Here is a 24,075-nt window from a genome sequence, read left to right on the forward strand (position 1 = left end):
CGAGTTACGCATCAAAATCCCCTCGAACAATATTCGACAAATCACCGAATATTACGAATTCTGCATTAAAGAGTGGGATTGGCAATAACATAAATTAGATGATTATAATTTTATCAGACAGTGTTGCCCAAACAGAGCCATGAGACGAAGGCGGCATGTTTCATTTTGGTTTTGCAAGTTTTCTCAATGGTATAATCATAATAAATGATTACCTGACTAACAAGAAACGGGCTTCCATTGCTGGAAGCCCGTTTCACAATACTGATAGCTTTTGATCTGAAACGATCTTGCCCCGGATGAATCGGGTCCGAACTCTCTTTTATCGCTTTGCTTCCACCGCATCCCAGAACAGCGCAGCAATATTGGTGCCGTCGAAACGTTCAATCTCGCGGATGCCCGTTGGCGACGTGACGTTGATCTCAGTCATATAATCGCCGATGACATCGATGCCGACCAGAATGAAGCCGCGTTCCCGCAAGGACGGTCCGATGCGTTCGCAGATTTCGCGTTCGCGCGGTGTCAGCTTGCTCTGTTCAGCCTTGCCGCCAGCATGCATGTTGGAGCGGGCGTCGGTTTCCGATGGCACGCGGTTGATCGCACCCACCGGCTCGCCGTCGATCAGAATGATGCGCTTGTCGCCTGCGCGCACATCTTTCAGATAACGCTGGGCAATGAACGGCTCGCGGAAGAGCTGGCCGAACATTTCGAGCAGCGATGAGAGATTGCGATCGCCATCGGCCAGATGGAACACGCCCGCGCCGCCATTGCCGTAAAGCGGCTTCAGGATGATGTCGCCGAACTCCCGACGGAAATCCATGACTTCCTGTGGGTCCTTGGTGATGAGCGTTTCCGGCATCAGATCGGGAAACTCGGTGACAAAAATCTTTTCGGGGCTGTTGCGCACCCAGGCCGGATCGTTGACGACCAGCGTCTTTGGATGAATGCGCTCCAGAAGATGCGTGGTGGTGATGTAATTCATGTCGAAAGGCGGGTCCTGACGCAGCAGCACCACATCCATTTCCGACATGTCGCGGCGGATAGGTTCGCCCAGTGTGAAATGGTCGCCCACAATGTCGCGCACGTCCAGCTTTTCGAGACGGGCCGAAACGACGCCATCGCGCATCGACAGGCGGTCAGGCGTATAGTGATACAGCTCGTGGCCGCGCTTCTGCGCCTCCAGCGAAAGCGCAAATGTCGTGTCGCCCTTGATGTTGATCGTGCTGATATGGTCCATCTGGACCGCGACTTTGAGAGCCATGATTTCCTCGCGATTCGAAGTTGCGGGAAATCTAAAACGGAATGAACCGGCGATATAGTGCCTTTCTGCCGTCAAAACGCCGCCGTTCCTGCCTTTCAGGCACTTTCGGCCCGACGGAGAAACACAAAAAAGTGTTTGCTATGGGGCCTCACTTCCAAAGCACGCGGCCCACCCCATATGATGGATCACAAATAGATCCCCCTAGATTCAAGGGAACCCCATGAAAAAGATCGGCTTTCTCTCCTTCGGCCATTGGTCGCCCTCACCGCAGTCGCAAACCCGTTCGGCTGCCGATACGCTGTTGCAATCGATCGATCTGGCTGTCGCCGCAGAAGAACTGGGGGCCGATGGCGCCTATTTCCGCGTGCACCATTTTGCGCGGCAGCTCGCCTCGCCCTTCCCGCTTCTGGCCGCAGTCGGCGCCAAGACCAGCAAGATCGAGATCGGCACTGCCGTGATCGACATGCGCTATGAAAACCCGCTTTACATGGCGGAAGATGCAGGCGCTGCCGACCTGATCTCTGGCGGACGCTTGCAGCTCGGCATCAGTCGCGGCTCGCCGGAACAGGTGATCGACGGCTGGCGTTACTTCGGCTACGCGCCGGAAGAAGGCCAGACGGATGCGGATATGGGACGCAAACATGCGGAAGTATTTCTGCGCACCCTGAAGGGTGAAGGCTTTGCCCAACCCAACCCGCGTCCGATGTTCCCCAACCCGCCCGGCCTGCTGCGTCTGGAGCCGCATTCCGAAGGACTGCTCGACCGCATCTGGTGGGGTGCGTCGTCAAACGCCACGGCTGTCTGGGCGGCCAAGCTCGGCATGAACCTGCAAAGCTCCACGCTGAAAGACGATGAGACCGGCGAGCCGTTCCATATCCAGCAGGCCAAGCAGATACGCGCCTATCGCGAAGCCTGGAAGGAAGCGGGCCACAGCCGCACGCCACGCGTTTCGGTGAGCCGCAGCGTTTTCGCGCTCGTCGACGACCGCGACCGTGCCTATTTCGGTGCCGGCGGCAAGGAGCAGGACAGCATCGGTTACATTGATGAGAACACGCGGGCAATCTTCGGCCGTTCCTATGCGGCAGAGCCGGAAGATCTGATCAAGGAACTGGCGCAGGACGAAGCGATTGCCGAGGCCGATACGCTGCTTCTGACGGTCCCCAACCAGCTCGGCGTCGACTACAACGCCCATGTGATTGAAGCGATTTTGAAACATGTCGCTCCGGCGCTTGGCTGGCGCTAGGCGCATCATGATCAGCAGCGGCTTTGCCCCACAGGAAGGGCGAAGCCGCTTTTGTATGTTTGCCCTATTGGTGCCATGTCAGAGGTTTCCAATTAACAGGAAACTGGTCTAAGCAGAAAATCCGTAAGACGCTTTTCGGGAGGAAAAGGTGACGTCCGTCAAAACCGCCATATTCGCCGACCATATCGCCGAGCTGGGCGAGGGTCCGGGTTACGATCCGCTGACGGGCCACGTCTGGTGGTTCGACATTCTCGGGCAGAAACTGATCGAGCGAAACTGGGACAGCGGCGCAATAGAGATCCATGATCTCGGCATGAAAGCCAGCGCGCTTGCCGTCATCGACCGCGAGCGCCAGCTTCTGGTCAGTGAACACGGGCTGTTCATCCGCGAACGCGCCAATGGCCGCCTGACCATGCATCATCCGCTGGAAGCCGATAATCCGGTGACACGCTCCAACGATGCCCGCGTCCACCCGTCCGGTTCATTCTGGATCGGCACCATGGGCCGCAAGGCCGAGAAGGATGCTGGTTCCATCTGGTGGTATCGGGAAGGTCAGGTGAAGAGGCTCTTCTCCGGCATCACGATCACCAATTCGATCTGCTTTTCCCCCGATGGAAAGATTGCCTATTTCGCCGATACCGACCGCAACATCATCTGGCGCGTCGATACTGATCCGGAAAATGGCTTGCCGGTTTCGGAAAAGAGCGTTTTTCACCATCGGATTGAAGAAGGCGGTGTGGACGGATCGGTCGTGGATGCGGAAGGCACCGTCTGGAATGCCTGCTGGGGCGGAAAGGCGCTGCATGCCTATTCGCCGCAAGGTCGTCTGACCCGCTCTATCGAGCTGCCGGTTACCCAGCCGTCTTGCCCGGCCTTTGTCGGCCCGGATGCGGCGGTGATGATCGTGACCAGCGCCCATGAAGGCATGAACGACGAAGCCCGCAATGCCGACCCTCATGCAGGAAAAGTGCTGTTGCTTGACCTGACATTGGCAGGGCGGCACGACCCACCGGTGCTGCTCTAAAAGCTGCTAAAAAGACAAAGGCCCCGGAAGGGGCCTTTTTACATTCCAAAATCAAGCGCTCTTTTTGCACGCACATCTTGTCCGAAAACCGCTTCGCACTTTTCGGGATGTGCTTTAGCCTTCAAAAGCCTCGACGATGATGACTTCGCCATCCGCGACCGTCCGGCGTATCGCGGCTGCGGCCTGATATTCCGGTGAATTGAAGCAATCGAGAGCGTGCTGCATGGTCTCGAATTCGATGACGACATTGCGCGCACGACCTTTTCCTTCGACGGCTTCCGCCTTGCCGCCACGCGCCAGAAACTTGGCGCCATAGCGCTCGAATGCAACCTTGGAGCCTGCCACATAATCCTTGTAGCGTTCCGGGTCGCGGACATCCACGCGAGCGATCCAATAGGCTTTTGTCATGCTTTCCTCCTCCAATATTGTTTACGCAACCGAGCGCATTTCCTCCAGAATGGCAAGCGCTGACGCTTTGCGATCCGCCGCTCCGACAATCGGTCGCGCCACAACCAGATGGCTCGCGCCTGCCCGAAGCGCATCCGCAGGCGTCATGACGCGCTTCTGATCGCCCTTTTCAGCGCCTGCGGGACGAATGCCCGGTGTCACTACGGCCATATCCGGCCCGATTGCCTGACGAATGGCGGCGGCTTCGGCTGCGGAAGCGACGATACCGCCCATGCCCGCCTCGCGCGCCTGACGCGCACGCTTCAGCACCAGCGTTTCCGCATTGTCGGAATAGCCCGCTTCCCGAAGGTCGGCATCGTCCATCGAGGTCAGCACCGTCACGCCGAGCAGGCAGAGATCGGACCCCTTGGCCGCTTCGACAGCGGCGCGCATAGCTTTCGGATAGGCATGCAGCGTAAGCATCGAGACGCCCATCTTCGCAACATTCTCCACGCCCTTGGCGATGGTGTTGTCGATGTCGAGCAGCTTCATGTCGAGGAAGACTTTTTTCTTCGCCGCGATCAGGCTCTTTGCAAAATCGAGACCGCCCGCAAAAACCAGCTGATAGCCGATCTTGTAGAAGGAAACGGCATCGCCAAGTTCCTCAACGGCTTTTTCCGCTTCGGCGATAGTTGGCACGTCGAGGCCCACGATCAGTTGATCGCGCAATTCTGTCGTCGTCATGAAAGTCTCCGCTGTGATTTTATCTTGAGCGGGATCTATTTCACTTTGAACGTCACCCCGCTCAAGCATTTTGCTTGAGCATGATCTTCTCCGAAAACCGGTGCCCACTTTTCGGGATCATGCTCTAATCGCACAACGGGGCGCGGTACGAAAGATACCGCGCCCCGAAATATGCAGATTGAACGGGAGAATCAGCCTGCCCGGCTGATCACGCTCTGACAGACCGCGGTGAGCATTTTGGCGCTACGCTCATCCTTGAGCGTGCCGTCTTCGTTGAATGCTGCCGAAGCGCGGCCGACCGAACATTGTTCGGTCACGACCTGCGTTCCCACCGCCATGAGTACGGCACGCAGGTGATAGAGCCCGCGCATACCGGCGAACATGCCGTCCGACGTCGAGCACAAACCGACCGTCAGCCCGCTATAGGGGCGAAGCGGCTGGTCGCCATCCCTGGAAATGCGGCTGACCCAATCCAGCGTGTTTTTCAGCAGCGGCGGGATCGACGCATTATATTCCGGCGAGCAGATCAGAAGCGCGTCGTGTTCGGCAAAGAGCCGACCGAGCTTCATGGCATTTTCCGGAACGCCATGCTCCTTTTCCAGATTCTGGTCCATCAGCGGTAGCGGATAATCGGCAAGCGTAATGCGGGTGACGTCCGCACCCTGCGCCCGCAATTCCTGTTCGGCGGCATCCGCCATATGACCCGAGAAAGCGCCAATACGGATCGAACCGGCGAAAACAAGAATGCGTGCGGTCATGGACAACTCCTATGAAGTCAGTGTCTGAATCAAAAAGCGGCAGGCCGTGGCGAAAATGGTGATTTCGAGAACCGGAGCGCAGCGTACTTTTGGGTACGTGAGCACCGGAAGCACAGAAATTGCCAGTTGCAGACCGGCATGGTGACTTTTGGATCAGACACTCAGCCGAGCGGCCTGCGGTAAACCCACAGCTGCGCCGGCGGAACGTTGCGCATGACGAAATCATAGCGCTGAACCGTGTAGTTTCCGCGACCAGCGGGAACCGGCGGCAGGGGGCCATAGCTGATCTGCATGAACGGACGGCCACGCGGAATACGCGTCAGCATGTCTTCGATGAGCTGGATGCGACGCGCCATCGGGAAATTGAGCAGCGGTACGGCAGAGACAATACTGTCGAATTGCTGGTCCTTCATCTCGCCAAGCGTGGTGTCGAGATCGAACGCATCACCCTGGATGATGTTCACCTCGGGATATGTCTTGTTCAGATGCTCAACGAAATCCTGCGAATATTCGATGGAGTAAAGATCAGACGGCTTCACCCCATGCTTGAGGATCGCCTTGGTGATGACACCGGTGCCCGGTCCAAGTTCCAGAACCGGCAGGCCCGAATGAATGTCGATCACACTGGCCATGCGTCGCGCGGTAATGGAGCTGGTCGGCAGAATGGCGCCAACCGCTTTCGGACCGTCAATCCACCCTTTGAAAAACCGGATTTCCTCGTCGAACTTCGCGGCGAGTTTCCTGCCGAGTTGACCTGCCATTCCGCATGCTCCCATTGTCGTTATTGGACAAGCTTATGCCGCTTTCAATTCCCTAAGCAAGGCAGGAATAAGGAAAATATGAAAAAAGGGAGCCACATGGCTCCCCTTTTTTAATCACCTATTCCCTCGAAGAATTCCTTCATCCGCGAGAAGAACCCGGCCGATTTCGGGCTGTTCTCCTGCGAGGAGAGTTTTTCGAATTCCTCCAGCAATTCGCGCTGGCGCTTTGACAGATTCTGCGGGGTTTCAATGTCGATCTGGATATAGAGATCGCCCACTGCCTGCTGGCGCAGAACCGGCATGCCCTTGCCCTTGAGGCGGAACTGCTTGGCGTTCTGCGTACCGTCCGGAACCTTCACGCGGGTCTGGGTGCCGTCCAGTGTCGAGACTTCGAACTGACCGCCCAGCGCCGCTGTGGTCATCGAGATCGGCACCTTGCAATAAAGATCAGACCCGTCGCGCTGGAAGAACTCATGCGGCTTGACCGACAGGAAGATGTAGAGATCGCCCGACGGTCCGCCGCGCATTCCAGCTTCGCCTTCGCCTGCAAGGCGAATACGGGTGCCATCCTCGATACCGGCCGGGATATTGACCGACAGCGAACGCTCCTGCGTTACACGGCCCTGACCATGGCACTTGCCGCAAGGGTCCTTGATGACCTGTCCGCGACCATTACAGGTCGGGCAGGTACGCTCGACCGAGAAGAAGCCCTGCGCCGCGCGAACACGGCCCGAACCCGAACACACGGTACAGGTGGTGGGCTGCGAACCGGCCTTGGCTCCAGAACCGGAGCATTCGTCACAGGTGATGGAGGTGGGCACGCGAATCTGCGCGGTCTTGCCGGCAAAGGCTTCTTCGAGCGTCACTTCCATATTATAGCGCAGATCGGCGCCACGTTCGCGACCGTTGCTGGAACGGCGGCGACCGCCACCCATCATCTCGCCAAAAATATCTTCGAAAATGTCGGCAAAACCGCCTGCGCCAGCAAAGCCATTGCCGAAACCGCCACCCATCCCGCCATTTTCAAAGGCAGCATGGCCGAAACGGTCATAGGCAGCCCGCTTCTGCGGATCCTTCAGCGTTTCGTAAGCCTCGCCAATTTCCTTGAACTTGCGTTCAGCTTCCGGATTATCCGGATTGCGATCAGGATGGTACTGCATGGCGAGCTTGCGAAAAGCCGCTTTCAGCGTCTTGTCATCGCAGGACTTTTCAACGCCCAATGCTTCGTAATAATCGATCTTCATACGTCCGTTACCCCGGCGGCTGGACCGGACTCCCAACCGGAGCCTTCGTTATTATTCGTCATATGCCGAATACAGAAACTGGCAAAAGCCCGGCATGGAGCCGGGCTTTCACTGTCAGCGGCAGATGATTACGACTTCTTCTTGTCGTCGTCGATTTCTTCATAGTCGGCGTCAACGACATCGTCCTTGGACGAAGCCTGTTCGCCGCCTTCGGCGTCCGCACCTTCAGAAGCCTGCGCTGCCTCATACATGGCCTGACCAAGCTTCATCGCCGTTTCAGCAAGCGTCTGGGTCTTGGCCTTGATGTCTTCGGCGTCGTCGCCTTCAAGCGAGGTCTTGAGCGCTGCAACAGCACCTTCGATTGCCTGCTTGTCGTCTTCCGAGACCTTGTCGCCGTAATCCTTCAGCGACTTTTCAGTCGAGTGGATCAGGCTTTCGGCCTGGTTCTTGGCTTCGACAGCGTCACGGCGCTTCTTGTCGGCGTCGGCATTGGCCTCAGCGTCCTTGACCATCTTTTCGATGTCGGCATCCGACAGACCGCCCGAAGCCTGAATGCGGATCTGGTGCTCCTTGCCGGTGCCCTTATCCTTGGCCGAGACGTTCACGATACCGTTGGCATCGATGTCGAAGGTCACTTCAATCTGCGGCACGCCACGCGGTGCAGGCGGAATGCCTACGAGGTCGAACTGGCCGAGGATCTTGTTGTCGGCAGCCATTTCACGCTCGCCCTGGAAGACGCGGATCGTCACAGCCGACTGATTGTCTTCAGCGGTGGAGAAGGTCTGCGACTTCTTGGTCGGAATGGTCGTGTTGCGGTCGATCAGACGGGTGAATACGCCGCCGAGCGTTTCGATGCCGAGCGACAGCGGGGTCACGTCGAGCAGCAGAACGTCCTTGACGTCGCCCTGCAGAACGCCACCCTGAATTGCCGCGCCCATGGCGACGACTTCGTCCGGGTTCACGCCCTTGTGCGGTTCCTTGCCGAAGAAGGCCTTCACGACTTCCTGGATCTTGGGCATGCGGGTCATGCCGCCGACCAGAACCACTTCGTCGATTTCACCAGCCTTGAGGCCGGCGTCCTTGAGAGCAGCCTTGCACGGCTCGATGGTGCGCTTGACGAGATCTTCAACCAGGCTTTCGAACTTGGCGCGCGACAGCTTGATTGCAAGATGCTTCGGACCGCTCGCATCGGCGGTGATGAACGGCAGATTGATTTCGGTCTGCTGGGCAGCCGACAGTTCGATCTTTGCCTTTTCGGCAGCTTCCTTGAGGCGCTGCAGAGCAAGCTTGTCGTTCTTCAGATCGATACCGCTTTCCTTTTTGAACTCGGTGATCATGTAGTCGACAATGTGCATGTCGAAGTCTTCACCGCCGAGGAACGTGTCGCCGTTGGTGGACTTCACTTCGAAAACGCCGTCGCCGATTTCAAGCACCGACACGTCGAAGGTACCGCCGCCAAGATCGTATACGGCAATGGTCTTGCCTTCGTTCTTGTCGAGGCCATAAGCCAGCGCAGCAGCGGTCGGCTCGTTGATGATACGCAGCACTTCCAGACCGGCAATCTTGCCTGCGTCCTTGGTGGCCTGACGCTGGGCGTCGTTGAAGTAAGCCGGAACAGTGATAACGGCCTGCGTGACGGTTTCGCCGAGATAGGATTCAGCCGTTTCCTTCATCTTCTGAAGGATCATCGCGGAAACCTGCGATGGCGAATACTTCTTGCCGTGAACTTCTACCCACGCATCGCCATTGTCGCCCTTGACGATGTGGTACGGGACAAGATCCTTGTCCTTGGTGACCATCGGATCGTCGAAACGGCGGCCGATCAGGCGCTTGACTGCAAAAAGGGTGCCTTCCGGATTGGTGACAGCCTGACGTTTCGCAGGCTGACCAGCGAGACGTTCGTCACCATCGGTGAAAGCAATGATGGAAGGCGTCGTGCGGGCGCCTTCGGCATTCTCGATGACCTTCGCGCTCTTACCGTCCATGACGGCGACGCAGGAGTTGGTCGTTCCCAGATCGATACCAATAACTTTAGCCATATTTCTCTCCATTCAGCAAACCGCCAAGACCTCTACCGAGCGTTCCATGGGCGGTTCCTACGGTTTTCACAATGCCCGCTTCAAGGTTGGGTTTCCGGTGGTTTTTTCAAGAGCCCCCGGCCTGTCATCGAAGCCCTGTGCGAGGCGTATATAAGAAAGGCGCTTTTTCACTGCAAGTCAGAACAGCCGGACAGCCTTAAATTCCTTCCCGGCTATTCTGACAGGTCTGTTTCCAGACGGTTCTAGACCTCTACGAAACCACTATTTTTGCCCGCGCGATAGATCGCATCGATAAAGCGCTGATTTGCCTTGGAATTCTCCAACGAAAACAAGGATACGTCCTCGCCCTGCACCGCGCGCACGAAGCTTTGTGCCTGCAACTGATAATGGTTTGCGTCCGAAAACGACCATTCCGTCGCTTCCGTGTGGCCTGCGTCATAAAGCGTGATGCGGCCATGACCATATTTGCCGGTGTTGAACGGCGCGTGAACTTCAATGAAGCCCTTGTCGCCGTGGAAAACCATGGTCTGGCGTCCTGCAAGCTGAGTCGCGACATAGAAGGTCATGTCAAAGCCGTCGAATCGCGCCGCGACATTGGCATAACGGTCGGTGCCAAAGTTCGGATCGATTTCAACCGAAGCCTGCACCGAGAGCGGTTCCTTACCCGTCACCATACGCGTCACAACCGTCGGGTAAACGCCGATATCGGGCAGCGCGCCACCGCCAAGGTCCGGCTGGTTGCGCATGTTGCCCGGATCGACGTTGAAATAGGTGAAAGCGCCCTGAACATGGCGCAACGTGCCAATGGCGCCTTCCGCCAGCAAGGCGCGCAGCTTGATCCACTGCGGATGATAATAGACCATGAAGGCTTCGGCGATGGTGACCTTATGCTTGTCGCGCGCGGCGATGAGCTGGTCGATATCATCGGCCTTGAGTGCGATGGGCTTTTCGCAAAGCACATGTTTGCCGGCTTCTGCCGCCTTGATCGTCCATTCGATATGCTGCGATGTCGGCAGCGGGATATAGACACCGTCCACCTGATCGCTGGCGAGCAATTCCTCATAGGAGCCGAAGGCAAGCGGTGCGCCAAAACGATCAGCCACGGCACGGGCACGGGCGTGATCGCGGCTCGCTATCGCATGGACAACCCCGTTATCCGACGCGGCGAATGCGGGAATCACCTGCGTGACGCCGATTTTGGCGGTGGAAAGAATACCCCAGCGGAACATGCCATTTCCTTCGTTCAGATCGTTACTCTCACAAAACTCATCGCCGAATCATTCTGGCGTATCCCAGTCCTGAAAAGTCAGTTCCGGCCAGTATGAAAGCGCGCGGCGCGCCTTGGTTCGGTGCGTTGCGGCGTTATCGATGGCACGATTAGGCCTGAGACGAAACGAAAAAATGTCGTCGAGGCCGAAGGGCGCATGTAACGTCAGCGTGTTGTCACTTTCCGCCCTCGCCCCGACGCAATGCGCAATGGTTGAAAACCGCCTGATTGATTCCGTGGCAGAGCGCAGCGGTTCATAAGGCTGACCGAAGCGCTGTTCGAACCACAGATGCACCCGCGCCTGATTGCGTATTTCAACCGGTAATGGAAGATCGCTGAAAAGTGCCTTTCCGTGCTCAATCAGCCGATCTTCTGCCTCCCAGGACAGATCGCGTACATCGAAATAGAAAATATCGACATCCTTGATGCCGTGCAGCGCCGGGCGCTCGGTCAGGTGATTCCAGACGCTGTTATAAAGCGCCCCCGAGACGATCCAGAATTCGGGACTTTCCTCGCCATTTCCAGCCTGTTTACTGGCCGTAGCAAGGTCTTGAAGACGTGAGAAAACGACTTTCAGGAGCGGATTGTGCAGGATGATCTCCGTGAAGACCGCCCGCTGTTCGTGCTCAGGCAATCCGGCATAGCGCAGATGGTTCATCCTGCTTGTTCCTATCGATTTCGGTTTGGATTCAAGTTTCAGCGCTACAAGCACTGCGTAAAAAGAAGTTCATGAGCGTCCTTCGTAATATTATAAGCCGCTAATAAGACTTGTTATTCCGTTCTACACATGCTCTGTGCGCGCTATGCAAACAGGATCTGTTACAAAAGTGCTTGGCATTTTTGCCATTGCTGCCGCTGTCATCGCTTGCTTTGCCCTCGTGGGACTGGCTTTGGTCTACGGGATGTATGGCGTCATCTTCATTGATGGCGTTGCAAGCGCCGTTCTCCTTGTCGTCTTCTCCGCAATATTCTGGTTCACCAAGATCGACTGGCGCAAGCCGGAAGCAGCCGCGATCATGATTTCGTTCATGGCCTTCACTGCCATGTTCTTCGATAGCCGCGGCAACCCGGTCTATAACCAGCCGCTGGCATGGATTTTCGGCAGTCCCGGAAGTCATATGCAGATCAGGGAAATCGTCAGCCATGGCGGCGGGAGCACCGGCGTGAACTATGATTTCCAGCTCGTCAACATCTATGGCGCCATCGAACGCTCCATCAGCGGCTGGATCGTCATCCCGTTCCGCTTCTTCGAATATCTGGTGGTGCTGTCCGTTGTCGTTTCAATCATCACCTTCATCAGAAACCGTTCCGGCAGCAACTGGTTGCCGGACAATGCTCGTGAATAGATCGGAACACGGCGTCCGATTCTTTAAAGAGGAAAAGCACATGAGACGATTTTCGCCGCGCGCAATCCTGTTTGCGTTTCTGGCAGTCCTTCTGCCTGCCACGGCCTTCGCGCAATCCGCCGATGAGGCAGATCCGAATGCCGCCATCGAGAAGATGAACGCCTATGTTTCGCTTCTCAACCGCACGATCCGCGCGTCGGAATCGCTCGGCAGATATGACAGCTGGGTCGATATGAAAAAGGGCCCGACCGGCAAGGAGCGCAATGTCTACGGGCTCTATTCGCTCTATGACGTGCGCAGCGAAATCGAAGCCGCCGAGGGCGCGACCAAGGCCGACCCGAAAATGCCTGATCTTGATGCGGCCATGGAAAGCTACATCGCGATTTACCAGAAGCTGGCGCCGGTGATCGAAAAAGCCAGCAAATATTATGATCGCAAGGACTATATGTCCGACAAGTTTGCCGAAGCCAAAGCCTTTCACAAGCAGATTGCCGACTATGCGCCGGAATTCCTGAAGGAGCGCAAGCGCGTCGACGCGCTTCTGGATGAAGAAAAGAGCAAGATCGATCTTGCCGAACTCGACGCCATTGAAAAGGCGGAAGGCAAGAAGGCCAACTGGCATGTTCGCAATGTCATGATGCGCGCCAAATCGGTGGTGGACCTGCTGCCGGACAATGACAAGCCGGTGGTCGACATGGAAGCCTTCGGCAAGGCCATGGATGTCTATGCCGCCGCCGTACGCGAAATGGACGATTACGCTTCGGAGCACCCGAACTCCTTCCACGTCTTCGAATCGCGCCCGGCAAGCCTGCTTGGCAAATTGCGCTCGTTCCAGCAAGCTTTGCAGAAGACCAAGGGCGACGCCCGCAAAGCACGTATCGGTTCGGATCTCGAATGGATCTTGAATGACTATAATATGATGGTCTCGACCTCGCAGTCAGCCACCATGTTCTCCAAGGACTGATCCATCTTTACTGGTACGGAAAGAAAAAGCCGGGGTACAACCCCGGCTTTTTCTTGTCGTTTTGAATTGCGGCTACATGCGTCGCAGCACGGGCGGGGCCAGCGTCAGCAGTCCGGCCAGCGTCATGGCAAAGCCAACCCACAAGGGCGCATGGAGACCATATCCTGCTTCCATAGCCTGACCGCCGATCCACGGGCCAAGGCCGAGACCAATATTGATGACCGATGCATGCATTGCATTCACCAATGTGCCGGGATGGGCAATGCGCATCACACGGGCCACGAAGGCTGGGTTCAGTGCAATTCCCGTCAAGCCGATCATCACAATGGCAAGGATCGCAGCCGGCTTGAGTTCGGCGAAGAGCGCGAAGATCAGCATGGCCGCAAGCATCACCACAAGGCCCGCAAAGATGGTCACGATCGTGTGCCGGTCGGCAAAACGACCGGAAACATAGTTGCCGACGATATTGGCCGCGCCATAGACGGCGAGCAGAAACGGAACCTGCATGGCCGAGAAACCGGCCAGTTCCACGGTGATTGGCGACAAATAGCTGTAAACCGCAAAGGACGAGCCGATGACCAGCGCGCTGGTGGCATAGGCCGCCCAGAGCTTCGGCTTGCGCATTTCCGCCAGTTCCGAGCGAAGGTCAGCCTGCGGTCCGTCACGGGTCGTTTCGATCTTCAGCGCGATGACCAGCGCGCACAGCAGAATGAGAACCACGATGCTCCAGAAGCTGGCGCGCCAGCCGAATGCGTTGGTGATCGCCGTGGCAATCGGAACGCCGAGCACGGTGCAGAGCATCAATCCGGCAAAGACCAGCGACGATGCCCGCCCCCGCAATTCCGGCGCAACCAGTTGTGCGGTAATGGCCAGCATGAGGCCGAAACTCGTCGCTGCGGCCATGCCGGTCAGCACACGGGCGGCCAAAAGCACATGGAAATTGCTGGTGGAGGCGGCCACGCTCTGGGCAAGCGCGTAGAAAATCAAAAGGCCTAGCAGCCCACGCTTGTTCTCGATCTTCAGGGCCAGAAACAGCACGGTCACCAGCGGACCGCCGATCATCATGCCCAAAGCATAGAGCGAGATCAGATTGCCGATATCCGCAATGGACCGGCCAAAAGCCTCCTGCAACGAAGGCATCATGCCCGAGATCATCAATTCGGAGGTCGTCAGCGCAAAAACGCCGAGACTGAGGCAATAGACAACCATCGGTATTGCCCGCGCCTCTTTACGGGACGCAACCGCCCCTTCCGCCGCAAGGGCGGATTCGCACGAATCGTTCATGGAGACGAATCCCTATTTATGTAATAATGATTATATAATTCATATCGACTTGTTCGGAGAGGTCAAGCGAATTATATAAGACAGACTATAGAAAGGGAGGAAAAATGGTTTCGCGCGGTCGCCCGCGCAGTTTCGATCGCGATGCTGCGCTGGACAAGGTCATGAAGGTATTCTGGGCCAAAGGCTATGAATGCGCCCAGATCAGCGATTTCACGGCAGCCATAGGCATTACGCCGCCGAGCTTCTATGCCGCTTTTGGCAATAAGGAGCAGGCTTTTCGCGAGGCCGTCGATTTTTATCGGCGCACCATTGGCGCCACTCCCTTCGCAGCTCTGGAAGACGCCGCCACCATTCAGGATGGCATACGCCTCTGGCTCGAATTGAGCGCGGACAGCGCCTTTGCCTGTCCGGCTGGCGGCTGCTTGATCAGCGTCAGTTCGATCCAGTGCAAACCGGAGAATGTGCCGGTCAAGGAATTCCTGACTACCATTCGCCATACCAATCAGGAACTGCTTTCCAAGCGCCTGCAACGCGCCTTGCGCGAGGGCGACCTGCCGCCGGATACCGATATCACCCAGATGAGCGAGTTTTACCACGCAATCCAGCAGAGCCTCTCCTATGAGGCGCGCGACGGCAGTTCGCGTGCGGCAGTGCAAAAGATTATCGACATGGCCATGCGTGCCATGCCGCAACGTCAGGCTGTTCCTGCATGACGAAGACCGAAACCGCTCTTCTCCCCCTTAACTAATTCAGCCACTTCCGCGTGGCCGCCTCAAAGGTTCCATCCTTCTGCGAAAGATGGAGCCATTGATTGACGAAAGCAGCCAAGTCCCCGTCCCGCTGGATCCAATATGCCTTCTCGACATAAGTGAACGGCTTTTTGACAGAAGCAGCGCACAAAATATCAGGATGCAGTTTCTGTTGCAGGCGCGCTTCCACGGCATCCGTCATCATCAGATCGGCCTTTCCGCCAGCAAGCGCGTCGAAAATGCCTTCATTGTCTTTCCATGGGATGAGCTGCACCTCTTTCAGATTTTCCCGCACGAAGGCTTCATTGGTGCCGCCCGGATTGAAAATCACCCGCACCGAAGGCTGGTCAACATTTGCAAGCGTTGCAAACTTGTCCTTATCCGCACAGCGGGTGAGCGGCGCTTTTCCGTCTTCCAGATAAGGCGTCGAGAACAGACCTGTCTTCTGCCGTTCAAGAGTGACTGAAACGCCACCCATGGCGATGTCGAACTTGCCGTCCGCGAAATCAGCGGAAAGATTTTTCCACGACGTCTGAACCAGTTGCAGCCGGACACCAAGCGCTTTGGAAAGAGCTTCCGCCTGATCGATATCGAAACCTTCGAATGATCCCGTTTCTGGCTTCTTGAAGCTGAATGGCCGGTAATCACCTGTCGTGCCGACTTTCAAAACACCGTCAGCCAGTATTCTGTCCAATCGGGACTTGTGGTCCGCATCGGCGAATGACGGTCGGGACAACAAGAAAATGAAGCAAAGCAAACAATAAAAAATAGGTCTCATTTAAAAAACTGCCTTCACAAAAGACATAAGCATGAACGAAAAAGGCCCCGTTTCCGGGGCCTTTTGATTTATCCGCGCAGTACGCCGCCGGTCTGTTTGACGACGCTAGCCACGACCTGCTTCGACAGTGCTTCGAGATCCTCGTCAGTCAGGGTGCGATCCTGCGGCTGCAGCAGCACTTCCACCGCGATCGATTTCTTGCCTTCGCCAAGCGATGCGCCCGTGAAGATATCGAACACCTGCACACCGACGATCAGCTTCTTGTCGGCAGCGGAAACCGCTTTCACGACATTGCCTGCTTCGACATTCGCATCGACCACAAAGGCATAATCGCGCTTGAGGCTCTGGAACTGCGACAGGTTGAGCGCTGGCTTAGTGCGGGTCGCCTTTGCCTTCGGCTCTGGGATCGCATCGATATAGATTTCGAAGCCGCAGAGATTGCCCGATACATCGAGCGCTTCCAGCGTGTCCGGATGGAACTCGCCGAAGGTGCCGAGCACGACCTTGGGGCCGAGTTTCAGCGTGCCCGAACGACCCGGATGGAACCATTCCGGACCACCGGCTTCGATCTGGATGCGATCAACCGGCGCACCGGCAGCTTCCAATGCGGCCAGTGCATCGGCCTTGGCGTCGAACACACCGACCGTCGCGGCATTGCCGGACCAGAAACGGCCAGCGCCTTCAACGCCCGCCGTTCCACGACGGATACCGCCCGCCACACGGCGCTGCTTCTCCGGCGTGTCGCCTTCGTAAATGCCCGACACTTCGAACAAAGCGATATCGCCGAAACCGCGATCAGCATTGCGCTGTGCCGCAGCCAGCAGGCCGGGCAGTAGCGACGGACGCATATCCGACATGTCGGATGCAATCGGGTTGGCGAGCTTCAGTTCCGGCTGGCCGCCGCCAAATGCCTTGGCCTGCGCTTCGGAAATGAAGGAATAGGTCACCGCTTCCAGCATGCCACGCGACGCGAGCATGCGGCGGGCATGGCGCGTGCGGATCTGCAAGGTGGTCAGGATGCGGCCATTGACGGCGCCATGGCTCGGCAGCGGCTGCGGCTCAATCTGGTTGATGCCGTGAATACGCATGACTTCTTCAACGAGGTCGGCCTTGCCTTCCACGTCTCCGCGCCATGTCGGCACCGTCGCCTTGATGACCTTGCCGTCACCTTCAACACCGAAACCGAGGCGCTTGAGAATATCCAGCGAGGCATCGTAGGAAACCTCGATACCCGTCAGGCGCTTCACTTCCGTGACCGGGAAGTCGATGACGCGCGACGCAGGAGCCTTGTAACCGACAACGTCGAGAACCGTCGGCTGTCCGCCGCACAGATCGAGAACCAGCTTGGTCGCAATTTCCGCACCCGGAACCATCATTTCCGGATCGACGCCGCGTTCGAAACGATAGCGCGCATCGGTGACGATGCCGAGTTCACGGCCCGTGCGTGCGATCATGCGCGCATCCCACAGAGCGGATTCGATCAGCACATCCGTGGTGTTTTCGTCGCAGCCCGAATGCTCACCGCCCATAATACCGGCAATCGATTCGGGGCCGTTCTCATCGGCAATGATGTACATGCCGGTGTTCAGCTTGTACTCGCGCTGGTCGAGCGCCAGAATGGTTTCGCCATCCTTGGCGGCACGCACCGTCAGATTGCCCTTGACCTTGGCGGCGTCGAACACATGCAGCGGACGGCCGTGATCGAAGGTCACGTAATTGGTGATATCCACCAGTGCATTGATGGGGCGCAGACCGATTGCCTTCAGACGCTGCTGCATCCATTTCGGGCTCGGGCCGTTCTTCACGCCCTTGACCATGCGCAGCGCAAAGCCGAGGCAGAACGGGTTTTCCCCATTCTGATCGAGAATGATCTTGACCGGCGTTTCGCCTTCGCCCTTGGCGGCGGCAGGCAGCGTGTTCTTCAGCGTGCCGAGACCGGCGGCTGCCAGATCGCGGGCAATGCCGTGAATACCGGTGCAATCGGCGCGGTTTGGCGTGAGGCCGATTTCGATGATCGGATCATCAAGGCCCATATAGGCCGCAAAGCTGGTGCCCACCGGTGCATTTTCCGGCAGATCGATGATGCCGTTGTGCTCGTCGGACAGTTCCAGCTCGCGCTCGGAACACATCATGCCGAAGCTCTCGACGCCGCGAATCTTGCCGACCGACAGCGTGACATCAAGACCCGGAACATAGTCGCCCGGACGGCCCAGAACACCGACCAGCCCGGCGCGGGCGTTCGGCGCACCGCAAACAACCTGTACCGGCTTGCCATCGCCCGTATCGACGGAGAGCACGCGCAGCTTGTCAGCATCGGGATGCTGGGTGGCGCTCACCACCTTGGCGATCTTGAAAGCCTTGAAGGCAGCCCGGTCATCGACCGATTCCACTTCAAGACCGATATCGGTCAGTTTCTCGACGATCTGGTCGAGCGTCGCGTCGGTTTCAAGGTGATCCTTGAGCCAGGAAAGCGTGAATTTCATTTGTGTATCCCTTTCCTGTCCTTACGCGCTCAGACCACCGAACAGCGTCGGCAGATCGAGCGGACGGAAACCGTAATGGTTGATCCAGCGCACATCGGCGTCGAAGAAGGCACGCAGATCCGGCATGCCGTATTTCAGCATGGCGATGCGGTCGATGCCCATGCCCCAGGCAAAGCCCTGATAGATGTCCGGATCATAACCGGAAGCGCGCAGCACATTCGGATGCACCATGCCGCAGCCCAGAATTTCGAGCCAGTCATTGCCTTCGCCGAACTTCACATGCGGGCCGGAACGGTCGCACTGGATATCCACTTCGACAGACGGTTCCGTGAACGGGAAGAAGCTCGGACGCATGCGCATCGTCACCGAAGGCACTTCGAAGAACGCCTTGCAGAACTCTTCCAGCACCCATTTCATGTTGGCGACATTGGCCGACTTGTCCACGACCAGACCTTCGACCTGATGGAACATCGGCGAATGGGTGGCGTCGGAATCCATACGATAGGTCTTGCCCGGGATCACGATGCGGATCGGCTCGTCGCGGCCTTCCTTGTCACGGATCGCTGCGAACTTCTCCATCGTGTGCACCTGCACCGGCGAGGTGTGCGTGCGCAGAAGCTTGCGCTCGCCCTTCTCGTCCGGATTGAAGAAGAACGTGTCGTGCATTTCGCGCGCCGGGTGCCCTTCCGGGAAATTCAGCGCTGTGAAATTGTAGTAATCGGTTTCGATATCCGGGCCTTCGGCAATCGAGAACCCCATATCGGCGAAGATCGCGGTGATTTCGTCCACCACCTGGGAAATCGGATGAATGCGACCGCGCGAAGCAGCACTTTCACGGACCGGCAGCGTCACATCGACCTTTTCGCGCTCAAGGCGGGCGGCAACCGCAGCCTTGCGCAGCGCAGTCTTGCGCTCGGTCAGCGCATCGGTGACGCGGTTCTTCAAACCGTTGATCGCCGGTCCCTGAACCTGGCGCTCTTCTGGCGTCATGGTGCCAAGCAGCTTCAGCTTCTCGGAAACCGTGCCCTTCTTGCCCAGTGCCGCGACGCGGACCGCTTCAATCGCCTGCTCGTCGCTGGCGGCGGCGATTTCGCCCATGATCGTTTGTTCGAGTTGTTCAAGATCGCTCATTTGTTACGTCCCTGTCGCGTCTTAGACGCTCCACGCCTCTTGGTTAGCTTCCCACTCGTGTCTAAAGACACTCGTCGCCTCTTGGTTTACGTCCCTGTCGCGCCTGCAACGTCCACGCCTCTTCATCGGCGATATTTGCGGTGGGCACCAGATAAGAAAGAAAAACCCGCGCCAGCCGAGCCAGCGCGGGTTCCCCAAATTCACAATATCACTTGGGAAGGGCTGGCTTAGCGGACAGCGCCTTCAAAAGCGTTCGGCGTTTCGGTGTTCTTGAGGTATTCAAGAGCCTTCTTCGCCGATGCAACCAGCGCACCGAATGCATCCGGTTCGTGGATTGCGATGTCAGACAGGACCTTGCGGTCAACTTCGATACCAGCCTTGGCCAGACCGTCGATGAAACGGCCATAGGTCAGGCCCTGCTCACGGACAGCAGCATTGATGCGCTGGATCCAGAGAGCGCGGAAGGTACGCTTGCGATTCTTGCGGTCGCGGTAAGCATACTGCTTCGAACGATCAACTGCAGCCTTAGCGGTGCGGATGGTGTTCTTGCGACGACCGCGGAAACCGGCAGCCTGATCGAGAACTTTTTTGTGCTTGGCGTGTGAAGTAACGCCGCGTTTTACGCGTGCCATATTATGATCTCCTTAAAGGACAGCGGCTTAGAGGCCGTTAGGCAGGAACTGTTTTACGATCTTCGCATCTGCATCGGCGAGCACCATGGTGCCGCGAGCATCGCGAATGAACTTGTTCGAGCGCTTGATCATGCCATGGCGCTTACCAGCGGCGGCAGCTTTAATCTTGCCAGTGCCGGTGATTTTGAACCGCTTCTTGGCGGCCGATTTGGTCTTCATCTTGGGCATTTTGCTACTCCTTCTTTGCGATCCCCGTCGTGCCTGCGGCACTCCACGCCTCTTGTTATGGAGGACGCCCGCGCCAGAAACCGACCGAAATCTGTTTTTACTTTCAGGCAGACCGAGCCTGAAAAGCATACGAAACCGCCACGGCATGCCCTGCCGGGCGGTTCGAACGCGGCCTTATAGGCTTAAAGCCCATAAAACGCAATGGCTGAATCGACTGAAATGACTCAATAAAGCCGCAGCAAAACCGGCAGAGCATGAATGTCCTGCAGGTACTCGATAAATTCGAAGAACGGATAGGCCACGAAGAACACCAGACCGTCCGTAAAGGTGCGATACAGGCGGTCCGGCTTCACCGTCACCGTCGCATCGTCATTGTAGATCGAGAAGTTCGGAAAGAAGCGGGGAACGTCGCGGCAATAAGCGCGATACGGTTCGCCGAAATTCTGTTCCAGAAACTTTTCCTCCGTGCGGATGACTATGGAAAAGGCGACATAGCAAAGAATGCCGAAGCCGACGGCCACGATGATGCTGCCCGTTTGTCCGCCAATGCCCATGGCGCCGAGCGTGCTGAACACATAAAGCGGGTTGCGCGTCATCGAATAAGGGCCGCTGCGCACAATCTCGGCGCTCTTGCGCCCACCGATATACAGCGTGCACCACATGCGCCCGAGAATCGCGGCAACGATGAAGCTGAGGCCGATGGACTCGATATATTCATGCACCCGTCCAACCCAGGACGAGCGGACGAAAAGCAGTGCGATCACCAGAAGCGCAATCACAACGCCAATCGCCAGACGGCGGCGCTGCTGATACTTCCCCAATTCACCTATTGTCTTCATGATCGTTCCACGGTTGCCATATTCATTGCGGCCCAGTTGCTTACTTGCAAAGAAAAACCGCCCGAAGGCGGCTTTTCAACGACTATACTGAAAAAATCAGCGCGGTGCGAGCACCATCATCATCTGACGGCCTTCGAGCTTTGGCTCGGACTCGACCTTCGCGATTTCGACGGTGTCTTCCTTGACGCGCTGCAGAAGCTTCATACCCAGCTCCTGGTGCGCCATTTCACGGCCGCGGAAACGCAAGGTAACCTTGACCTTGTCGCCTTCCTCAAAGAAACGCACAGCAGCCTTCATCTTCACCTCATAATCATGGGTGTCGATGTTCGGTCGCATCTTGATTTCCTTGATTTCAACCGTTTTCTGCTTCTTGCGTGCCTCGGCGGCCTTTTTCTGGTTCTGATACTTCAGCTTACCAAGGTCTACGATCTTGCAAACCGGAGGCTCTGCGTTCGGCACGATCTCAACGAGATCGAGGCCCGCTTCCTCTGCCATGGCGATAGCTTCCTGAATGGAAACATCACCGTGGTTCTGGCCTTCGGCATCGATAAGCTGGACCCGGGGAACCCGGATGTCACGGTTGGAGCGCGGTCCGTCTTTCTGGACCGGCGTCGCTCTGAACGGTCGGCGAATGGTCGTTATCTCCTGATTGTTAACGTTCATACGGCAAGAACTTTTGTCGCTTACACGACATATCCCCGATCAAACCGCAGTTGAACGCGGAAATGTCGTCAAGCAAGCGGCGAAGTCAATAGCATCTTTGACAGGAAAAATCACCCCCACGTGATAAAGAGCTAAATCGGGGGCGAAAAGCGACATATCGGTCACATTTCCTTCAATTTCAAGGTGCGTCAATCGCGCGGGTTTCCACGCTCCACAAGACATGGCAAAAGACATCCCAATTATCGGGAGACTCAAATGAGCAATGCGGGGCCAGACGTGGAGCAGGAATTGCTGCCGGAATTTCTTGACGTGGACGGCGCGAAGATCGCTGTTCGCCACAGAGAGGGCAAAAATCAGCCCGGCGTCGTCTGGCCCGGAGTTGTTTGGTTGGGTGGCTATCGCTCCGACATGCTTGGCACCAAGGCTGTGGTTCTCGACCAATGGGCCGAACAGACTGGCCACAGCGCGCTGAGGCTCGATTATTCCGGTCATGGCGAATCCGGCGGCGACTTCAACGAAGGCACGATCTCGCGCTGGCTCAACGAAAGCCTTGCCGTCTACCGTCATTATGCAAAGGGCCCGCAGATTCTCGTCGGCTCATCCATGGGCGGCTGGATCGCGCTGCGCATGGCGCAGGAACTGATGAAGCAAGGCAAGTCGCCTGCCGGCATCGTGCTGATTGCTCCCGCTCCCGATTTCACGGCGGCACTTGTCGAGCCAAGCCTTTCCGACGCGCAGAAGCGCGACTTGCAGGAAAAGGGGTATTTCGAAGAGCCCTCTGATTATTCGCCCAATCCTTATGTCTACACGCGCGCTTTGATCGAAGACGGTCGCAAGAACGTCGTGCTCAAGGGCATTATCGAAACGGGTTGCCCCGTCCATATTCTGCAAGGCATGCAGGACCCGGACGTGCCATACAAGCATGCGCTGACGCTGGTAGAGCATCTGCCGGTTGACGATGTGACGCTGACGCTTGTGCGTGACGGTGACCACCGGCTGTCGCGGCCGCAGGATCTCGATCTTCTCATCCGCACGGTTTCCGGTCTGGCAGAACGCGTATCCGAAACACAATAACGGATAACAGCATAACGGGGCATCATCATGCGCTTTTCGGTCATCGCGTCATCGGCGGTTGCTGCCATTGTCGGCTTCGGCGGCACGCTGGCGCTGATCATCGCCGCCGCACAGGTTCTAGGTGCAACCCAGGCTCAAACGGCCAGTTGGGTCACGGCCATCTGCCTTTCGATTGCTGCCTCTTCCGCCTGGCTCAGCACGCGCTATCGGATGCCCATCATCGCGGCATGGTCGACACCCGGACTGGCGTTGATCGGTGCGAGCGCCGGTTTCACCATGGCCGAAGCGGTCGGCGCCTTCATCGTGACGGCGCTGGCGCTGATTGCCACCGGACTGATCCGCCAGCTTTCGGTGCTGGTCTCGCGCATACCGGCATCGGTTGCCTCCGGCATGCTTGCGGGCGTGCTGCTGAGCTTCGTCATCGCCGCTGCAAAGACCGTCCCCTTCGATCCCGTTTTCGTCCTGCCGCTGGTGGCGCTGTTCTTCCTGATCCGCCTCTTCAACCCGTCGCTGGCGGTCATCGCCGTTCTGGTGGTCGGCATGATCTTCGCGCTTGTTTCTGGTCGCTCGCCAACCTTGCCCGCCCCGGAAATCTCAACGCTCACCCTCGTCTGGCCGGAATTCCATCTGGGCGCGATGATCGGCCTCGCCTTGCCGCTCTATCTCGTGACCATGGCTTCGCAGAACCTGCCCGGTTTCGCAGTGCTGCGCGCATCCGGCTATGAGCCGCCAACCAGCGCCTGCCTGCGCGTGACGGGTCTGTTCTCGATCCTGTCCGCGCCCTTCGGCGCATCCACCACCAATCTGGCAGCAATTTCGGCAGCGCTCTGTACCAATCCCGACGCGCATCCAGATCCGACCAAGCGCTGGCTGACCGGCCCCGTCTACGCGGCAATCTATGTGGTGTTCGCTTTGTTCGGCGCGTCGCTGGTCGCGATCTTCGCCGTCCTGCCAACAACGCTGATCGCGCTGGTCGCCGGTCTTGCCCTGACCGGCCCGTTCATCAACGCCATGTCACTGGCCCTGAAAGACGAACCGGAGCGCCTTGCAGCCACGATTACCTTCGCTGTCACCGCCTCCGGCATGGCATTTTTCGGGGTCGGCTCCGCCTTCTGGGCCTTGATTGCCGGGCTTGCCGTTACTTTTCTTGAACATTTTCGCAAAAAAATTTCGAGATAA

25 protein-coding genes are annotated in these 24,075 nt (G+C 57.4%); 8 read left to right on the top strand and 17 right to left on the bottom strand.

Going from position 1 to position 24,075, the window contains the following annotated elements; genetic code table 11:
• Positions 1-319 precede the first annotated feature (319 nt).
• Positions 320-1,258, bottom strand: coding sequence for a glutathione synthase (gshB, locus tag FGI60_RS04155; protein ID WP_138784063.1), 939 nt, complete (start codon positions 1,256-1,258; stop codon positions 320-322).
• Between the two features lie 220 nt (positions 1,259-1,478).
• On the opposite strand from gshB, the gene FGI60_RS04160 reads away from it, so the two are divergent.
• Together FGI60_RS04160 and FGI60_RS04165 are read left to right on the top strand one after the other, a co-directional pair.
• Entirely contained in the window at positions 1,479-2,501 is a 1,023-nt protein-coding gene (locus tag FGI60_RS04160; RefSeq protein ID WP_078337688.1) for an LLM class flavin-dependent oxidoreductase, read from the top strand.
• Positions 2,502-2,649: 148 nt separating this feature from the next.
• Positions 2,650-3,525: an SMP-30/gluconolactonase/LRE family protein gene (locus tag FGI60_RS04165; protein WP_138784064.1), complete on the top strand. Its 876-nt coding sequence runs from the start codon at positions 2,650-2,652 to the stop codon at positions 3,523-3,525.
• Between the two features lie 114 nt (positions 3,526-3,639).
• Here FGI60_RS04165 and FGI60_RS04170 read toward each other — a convergent pair whose 3' ends face one another.
• The 8 genes from FGI60_RS04170 to FGI60_RS04210 all read right to left on the bottom strand — a co-directional run bounded on the left by FGI60_RS04170 (position 3,640) and on the right by FGI60_RS04210 (position 11,383).
• Positions 3,640-3,933 carry a DUF1330 domain-containing protein gene (locus tag FGI60_RS04170; protein WP_138784065.1) on the bottom strand — a complete coding sequence of 98 codons (294 nt, stop codon included), beginning with the start codon at positions 3,931-3,933 and terminating at the stop codon, positions 3,640-3,642.
• 21 nt (positions 3,934-3,954) lie between these two features.
• The gene (pyrF, locus tag FGI60_RS04175) at positions 3,955-4,656 is read right to left on the bottom strand and encodes an orotidine-5'-phosphate decarboxylase (RefSeq protein ID WP_078337685.1); all 702 of its coding nucleotides are present in this window, start codon (positions 4,654-4,656) and stop codon (positions 3,955-3,957) included.
• A 191-nt stretch (positions 4,657-4,847) separates the two neighbouring features.
• Positions 4,848-5,414, bottom strand: coding sequence for an NADPH-dependent FMN reductase (locus FGI60_RS04180; protein WP_138784066.1), 567 nt, complete (start codon positions 5,412-5,414; stop codon positions 4,848-4,850).
• 161 nt (positions 5,415-5,575) lie between these two features.
• Positions 5,576-6,175, bottom strand: coding sequence for a phospholipid N-methyltransferase PmtA (gene pmtA / locus FGI60_RS04190; protein WP_138784067.1), 600 nt, complete (start codon positions 6,173-6,175; stop codon positions 5,576-5,578).
• A 110-nt stretch (positions 6,176-6,285) separates the two neighbouring features.
• Entirely contained in the window at positions 6,286-7,419 is a 1,134-nt protein-coding gene (gene dnaJ / locus FGI60_RS04195) for a molecular chaperone DnaJ (RefSeq protein ID WP_138784068.1), read from the bottom strand.
• Between the two features lie 128 nt (positions 7,420-7,547).
• The gene (gene dnaK / locus FGI60_RS04200; protein WP_138784069.1) at positions 7,548-9,458 is read right to left on the bottom strand and encodes a molecular chaperone DnaK; all 1,911 of its coding nucleotides are present in this window, start codon (positions 9,456-9,458) and stop codon (positions 7,548-7,550) included.
• Between the two features lie 242 nt (positions 9,459-9,700).
• Positions 9,701-10,687 carry a Gfo/Idh/MocA family protein gene (locus tag FGI60_RS04205; protein ID WP_138784070.1) on the bottom strand — a complete coding sequence of 329 codons (987 nt, stop codon included), beginning with the start codon at positions 10,685-10,687 and terminating at the stop codon, positions 9,701-9,703.
• Between the two features lie 48 nt (positions 10,688-10,735).
• The gene (locus FGI60_RS04210) at positions 10,736-11,383 is read right to left on the bottom strand and encodes a nucleotidyltransferase family protein (RefSeq protein WP_138784071.1); all 648 of its coding nucleotides are present in this window, start codon (positions 11,381-11,383) and stop codon (positions 10,736-10,738) included.
• A gap of 169 nt (positions 11,384-11,552) precedes the next feature.
• Between FGI60_RS04210 and FGI60_RS04215 the strand changes: the two genes are divergently transcribed.
• Both FGI60_RS04215 and FGI60_RS04220 read left to right on the top strand, forming a co-directional pair.
• The gene (locus tag FGI60_RS04215; RefSeq protein WP_235889733.1) at positions 11,553-12,071 is read left to right on the top strand and encodes a hypothetical protein; all 519 of its coding nucleotides are present in this window, start codon (positions 11,553-11,555) and stop codon (positions 12,069-12,071) included.
• 40 nt (positions 12,072-12,111) lie between these two features.
• The gene (locus tag FGI60_RS04220; protein WP_138784073.1) at positions 12,112-13,035 is read left to right on the top strand and encodes a YiiG family protein; all 924 of its coding nucleotides are present in this window, start codon (positions 12,112-12,114) and stop codon (positions 13,033-13,035) included.
• A gap of 72 nt (positions 13,036-13,107) precedes the next feature.
• On the opposite strand, the gene FGI60_RS04225 is transcribed toward FGI60_RS04220, so the two are convergent.
• Complete coding sequence (locus FGI60_RS04225) at positions 13,108-14,319, bottom strand: MFS transporter (protein WP_138784074.1); 1,212 nt, start codon at positions 14,317-14,319, stop codon at positions 13,108-13,110.
• 104 nt (positions 14,320-14,423) lie between these two features.
• On the opposite strand from FGI60_RS04225, the gene FGI60_RS04230 reads away from it, so the two are divergent.
• Positions 14,424-15,032, top strand: coding sequence for a TetR/AcrR family transcriptional regulator (locus FGI60_RS04230; RefSeq protein ID WP_138784075.1), 609 nt, complete (start codon positions 14,424-14,426; stop codon positions 15,030-15,032).
• A 31-nt stretch (positions 15,033-15,063) separates the two neighbouring features.
• Here the strand turns inward: FGI60_RS04230 and FGI60_RS04235 are convergent, their stop codons facing one another.
• From FGI60_RS04235 to infC, 7 genes are all read right to left on the bottom strand, one after another.
• Positions 15,064-15,762 (bottom strand): transporter substrate-binding domain-containing protein, encoded by a 699-nt coding sequence (locus FGI60_RS04235; RefSeq protein ID WP_235889734.1) that lies wholly within the window; start codon positions 15,760-15,762, stop codon positions 15,064-15,066.
• A 152-nt stretch (positions 15,763-15,914) separates the two neighbouring features.
• Positions 15,915-18,329 carry a phenylalanine--tRNA ligase subunit beta gene (pheT, locus tag FGI60_RS04240; RefSeq protein WP_138784077.1) on the bottom strand — a complete coding sequence of 805 codons (2,415 nt, stop codon included), beginning with the start codon at positions 18,327-18,329 and terminating at the stop codon, positions 15,915-15,917.
• 21 nt (positions 18,330-18,350) lie between these two features.
• Entirely contained in the window at positions 18,351-19,460 is a 1,110-nt protein-coding gene (pheS, locus tag FGI60_RS04245) for a phenylalanine--tRNA ligase subunit alpha (RefSeq protein ID WP_078337672.1), read from the bottom strand.
• A 227-nt stretch (positions 19,461-19,687) separates the two neighbouring features.
• A complete protein-coding gene (rplT, locus tag FGI60_RS04250; RefSeq protein WP_078337671.1) occupies positions 19,688-20,092 on the bottom strand; it encodes a 50S ribosomal protein L20 in 405 nt (134 codons plus the stop codon).
• A 27-nt stretch (positions 20,093-20,119) separates the two neighbouring features.
• Positions 20,120-20,320 carry a 50S ribosomal protein L35 gene (rpmI, locus tag FGI60_RS04255; protein ID WP_006473268.1) on the bottom strand — a complete coding sequence of 67 codons (201 nt, stop codon included), beginning with the start codon at positions 20,318-20,320 and terminating at the stop codon, positions 20,120-20,122.
• Between the two features lie 224 nt (positions 20,321-20,544).
• On the bottom strand, positions 20,545-21,159 hold the full coding sequence (locus FGI60_RS04260) for a methyltransferase family protein (RefSeq protein WP_138784078.1): 615 nt from the start codon (positions 21,157-21,159) through the stop codon (positions 20,545-20,547).
• 96 nt (positions 21,160-21,255) lie between these two features.
• A complete protein-coding gene (gene infC / locus FGI60_RS04265; RefSeq protein WP_319080801.1) occupies positions 21,256-21,732 on the bottom strand; it encodes a translation initiation factor IF-3 in 477 nt (158 codons plus the stop codon).
• Here infC and FGI60_RS26725 point away from each other — a divergent pair.
• The 3 genes from FGI60_RS26725 to FGI60_RS04275 all read left to right on the top strand — a co-directional run bounded on the left by FGI60_RS26725 (position 21,685) and on the right by FGI60_RS04275 (position 24,075).
• Positions 21,685-21,876, top strand: a complete 192-nt coding sequence (locus FGI60_RS26725; protein WP_318282643.1) for a hypothetical protein — start codon at positions 21,685-21,687, stop codon at positions 21,874-21,876. The two genes, infC and FGI60_RS26725, sit on opposite strands and share 48 nt — an antisense overlap.
• A 201-nt stretch (positions 21,877-22,077) precedes the next feature.
• On the top strand, positions 22,078-22,896 hold the full coding sequence (locus tag FGI60_RS04270) for an alpha/beta hydrolase (protein ID WP_138784079.1): 819 nt from the start codon (positions 22,078-22,080) through the stop codon (positions 22,894-22,896).
• Between the two features lie 27 nt (positions 22,897-22,923).
• Positions 22,924-24,075 carry a benzoate/H(+) symporter BenE family transporter gene (locus FGI60_RS04275; RefSeq protein WP_138784080.1) on the top strand — a complete coding sequence of 384 codons (1,152 nt, stop codon included), beginning with the start codon at positions 22,924-22,926 and terminating at the stop codon, positions 24,073-24,075.

This window comes from Brucella haematophila (assembly GCF_005938105.1).
Classification (GTDB): Bacteria; Pseudomonadota; Alphaproteobacteria; order Rhizobiales; family Rhizobiaceae; genus Brucella; species Brucella haematophila.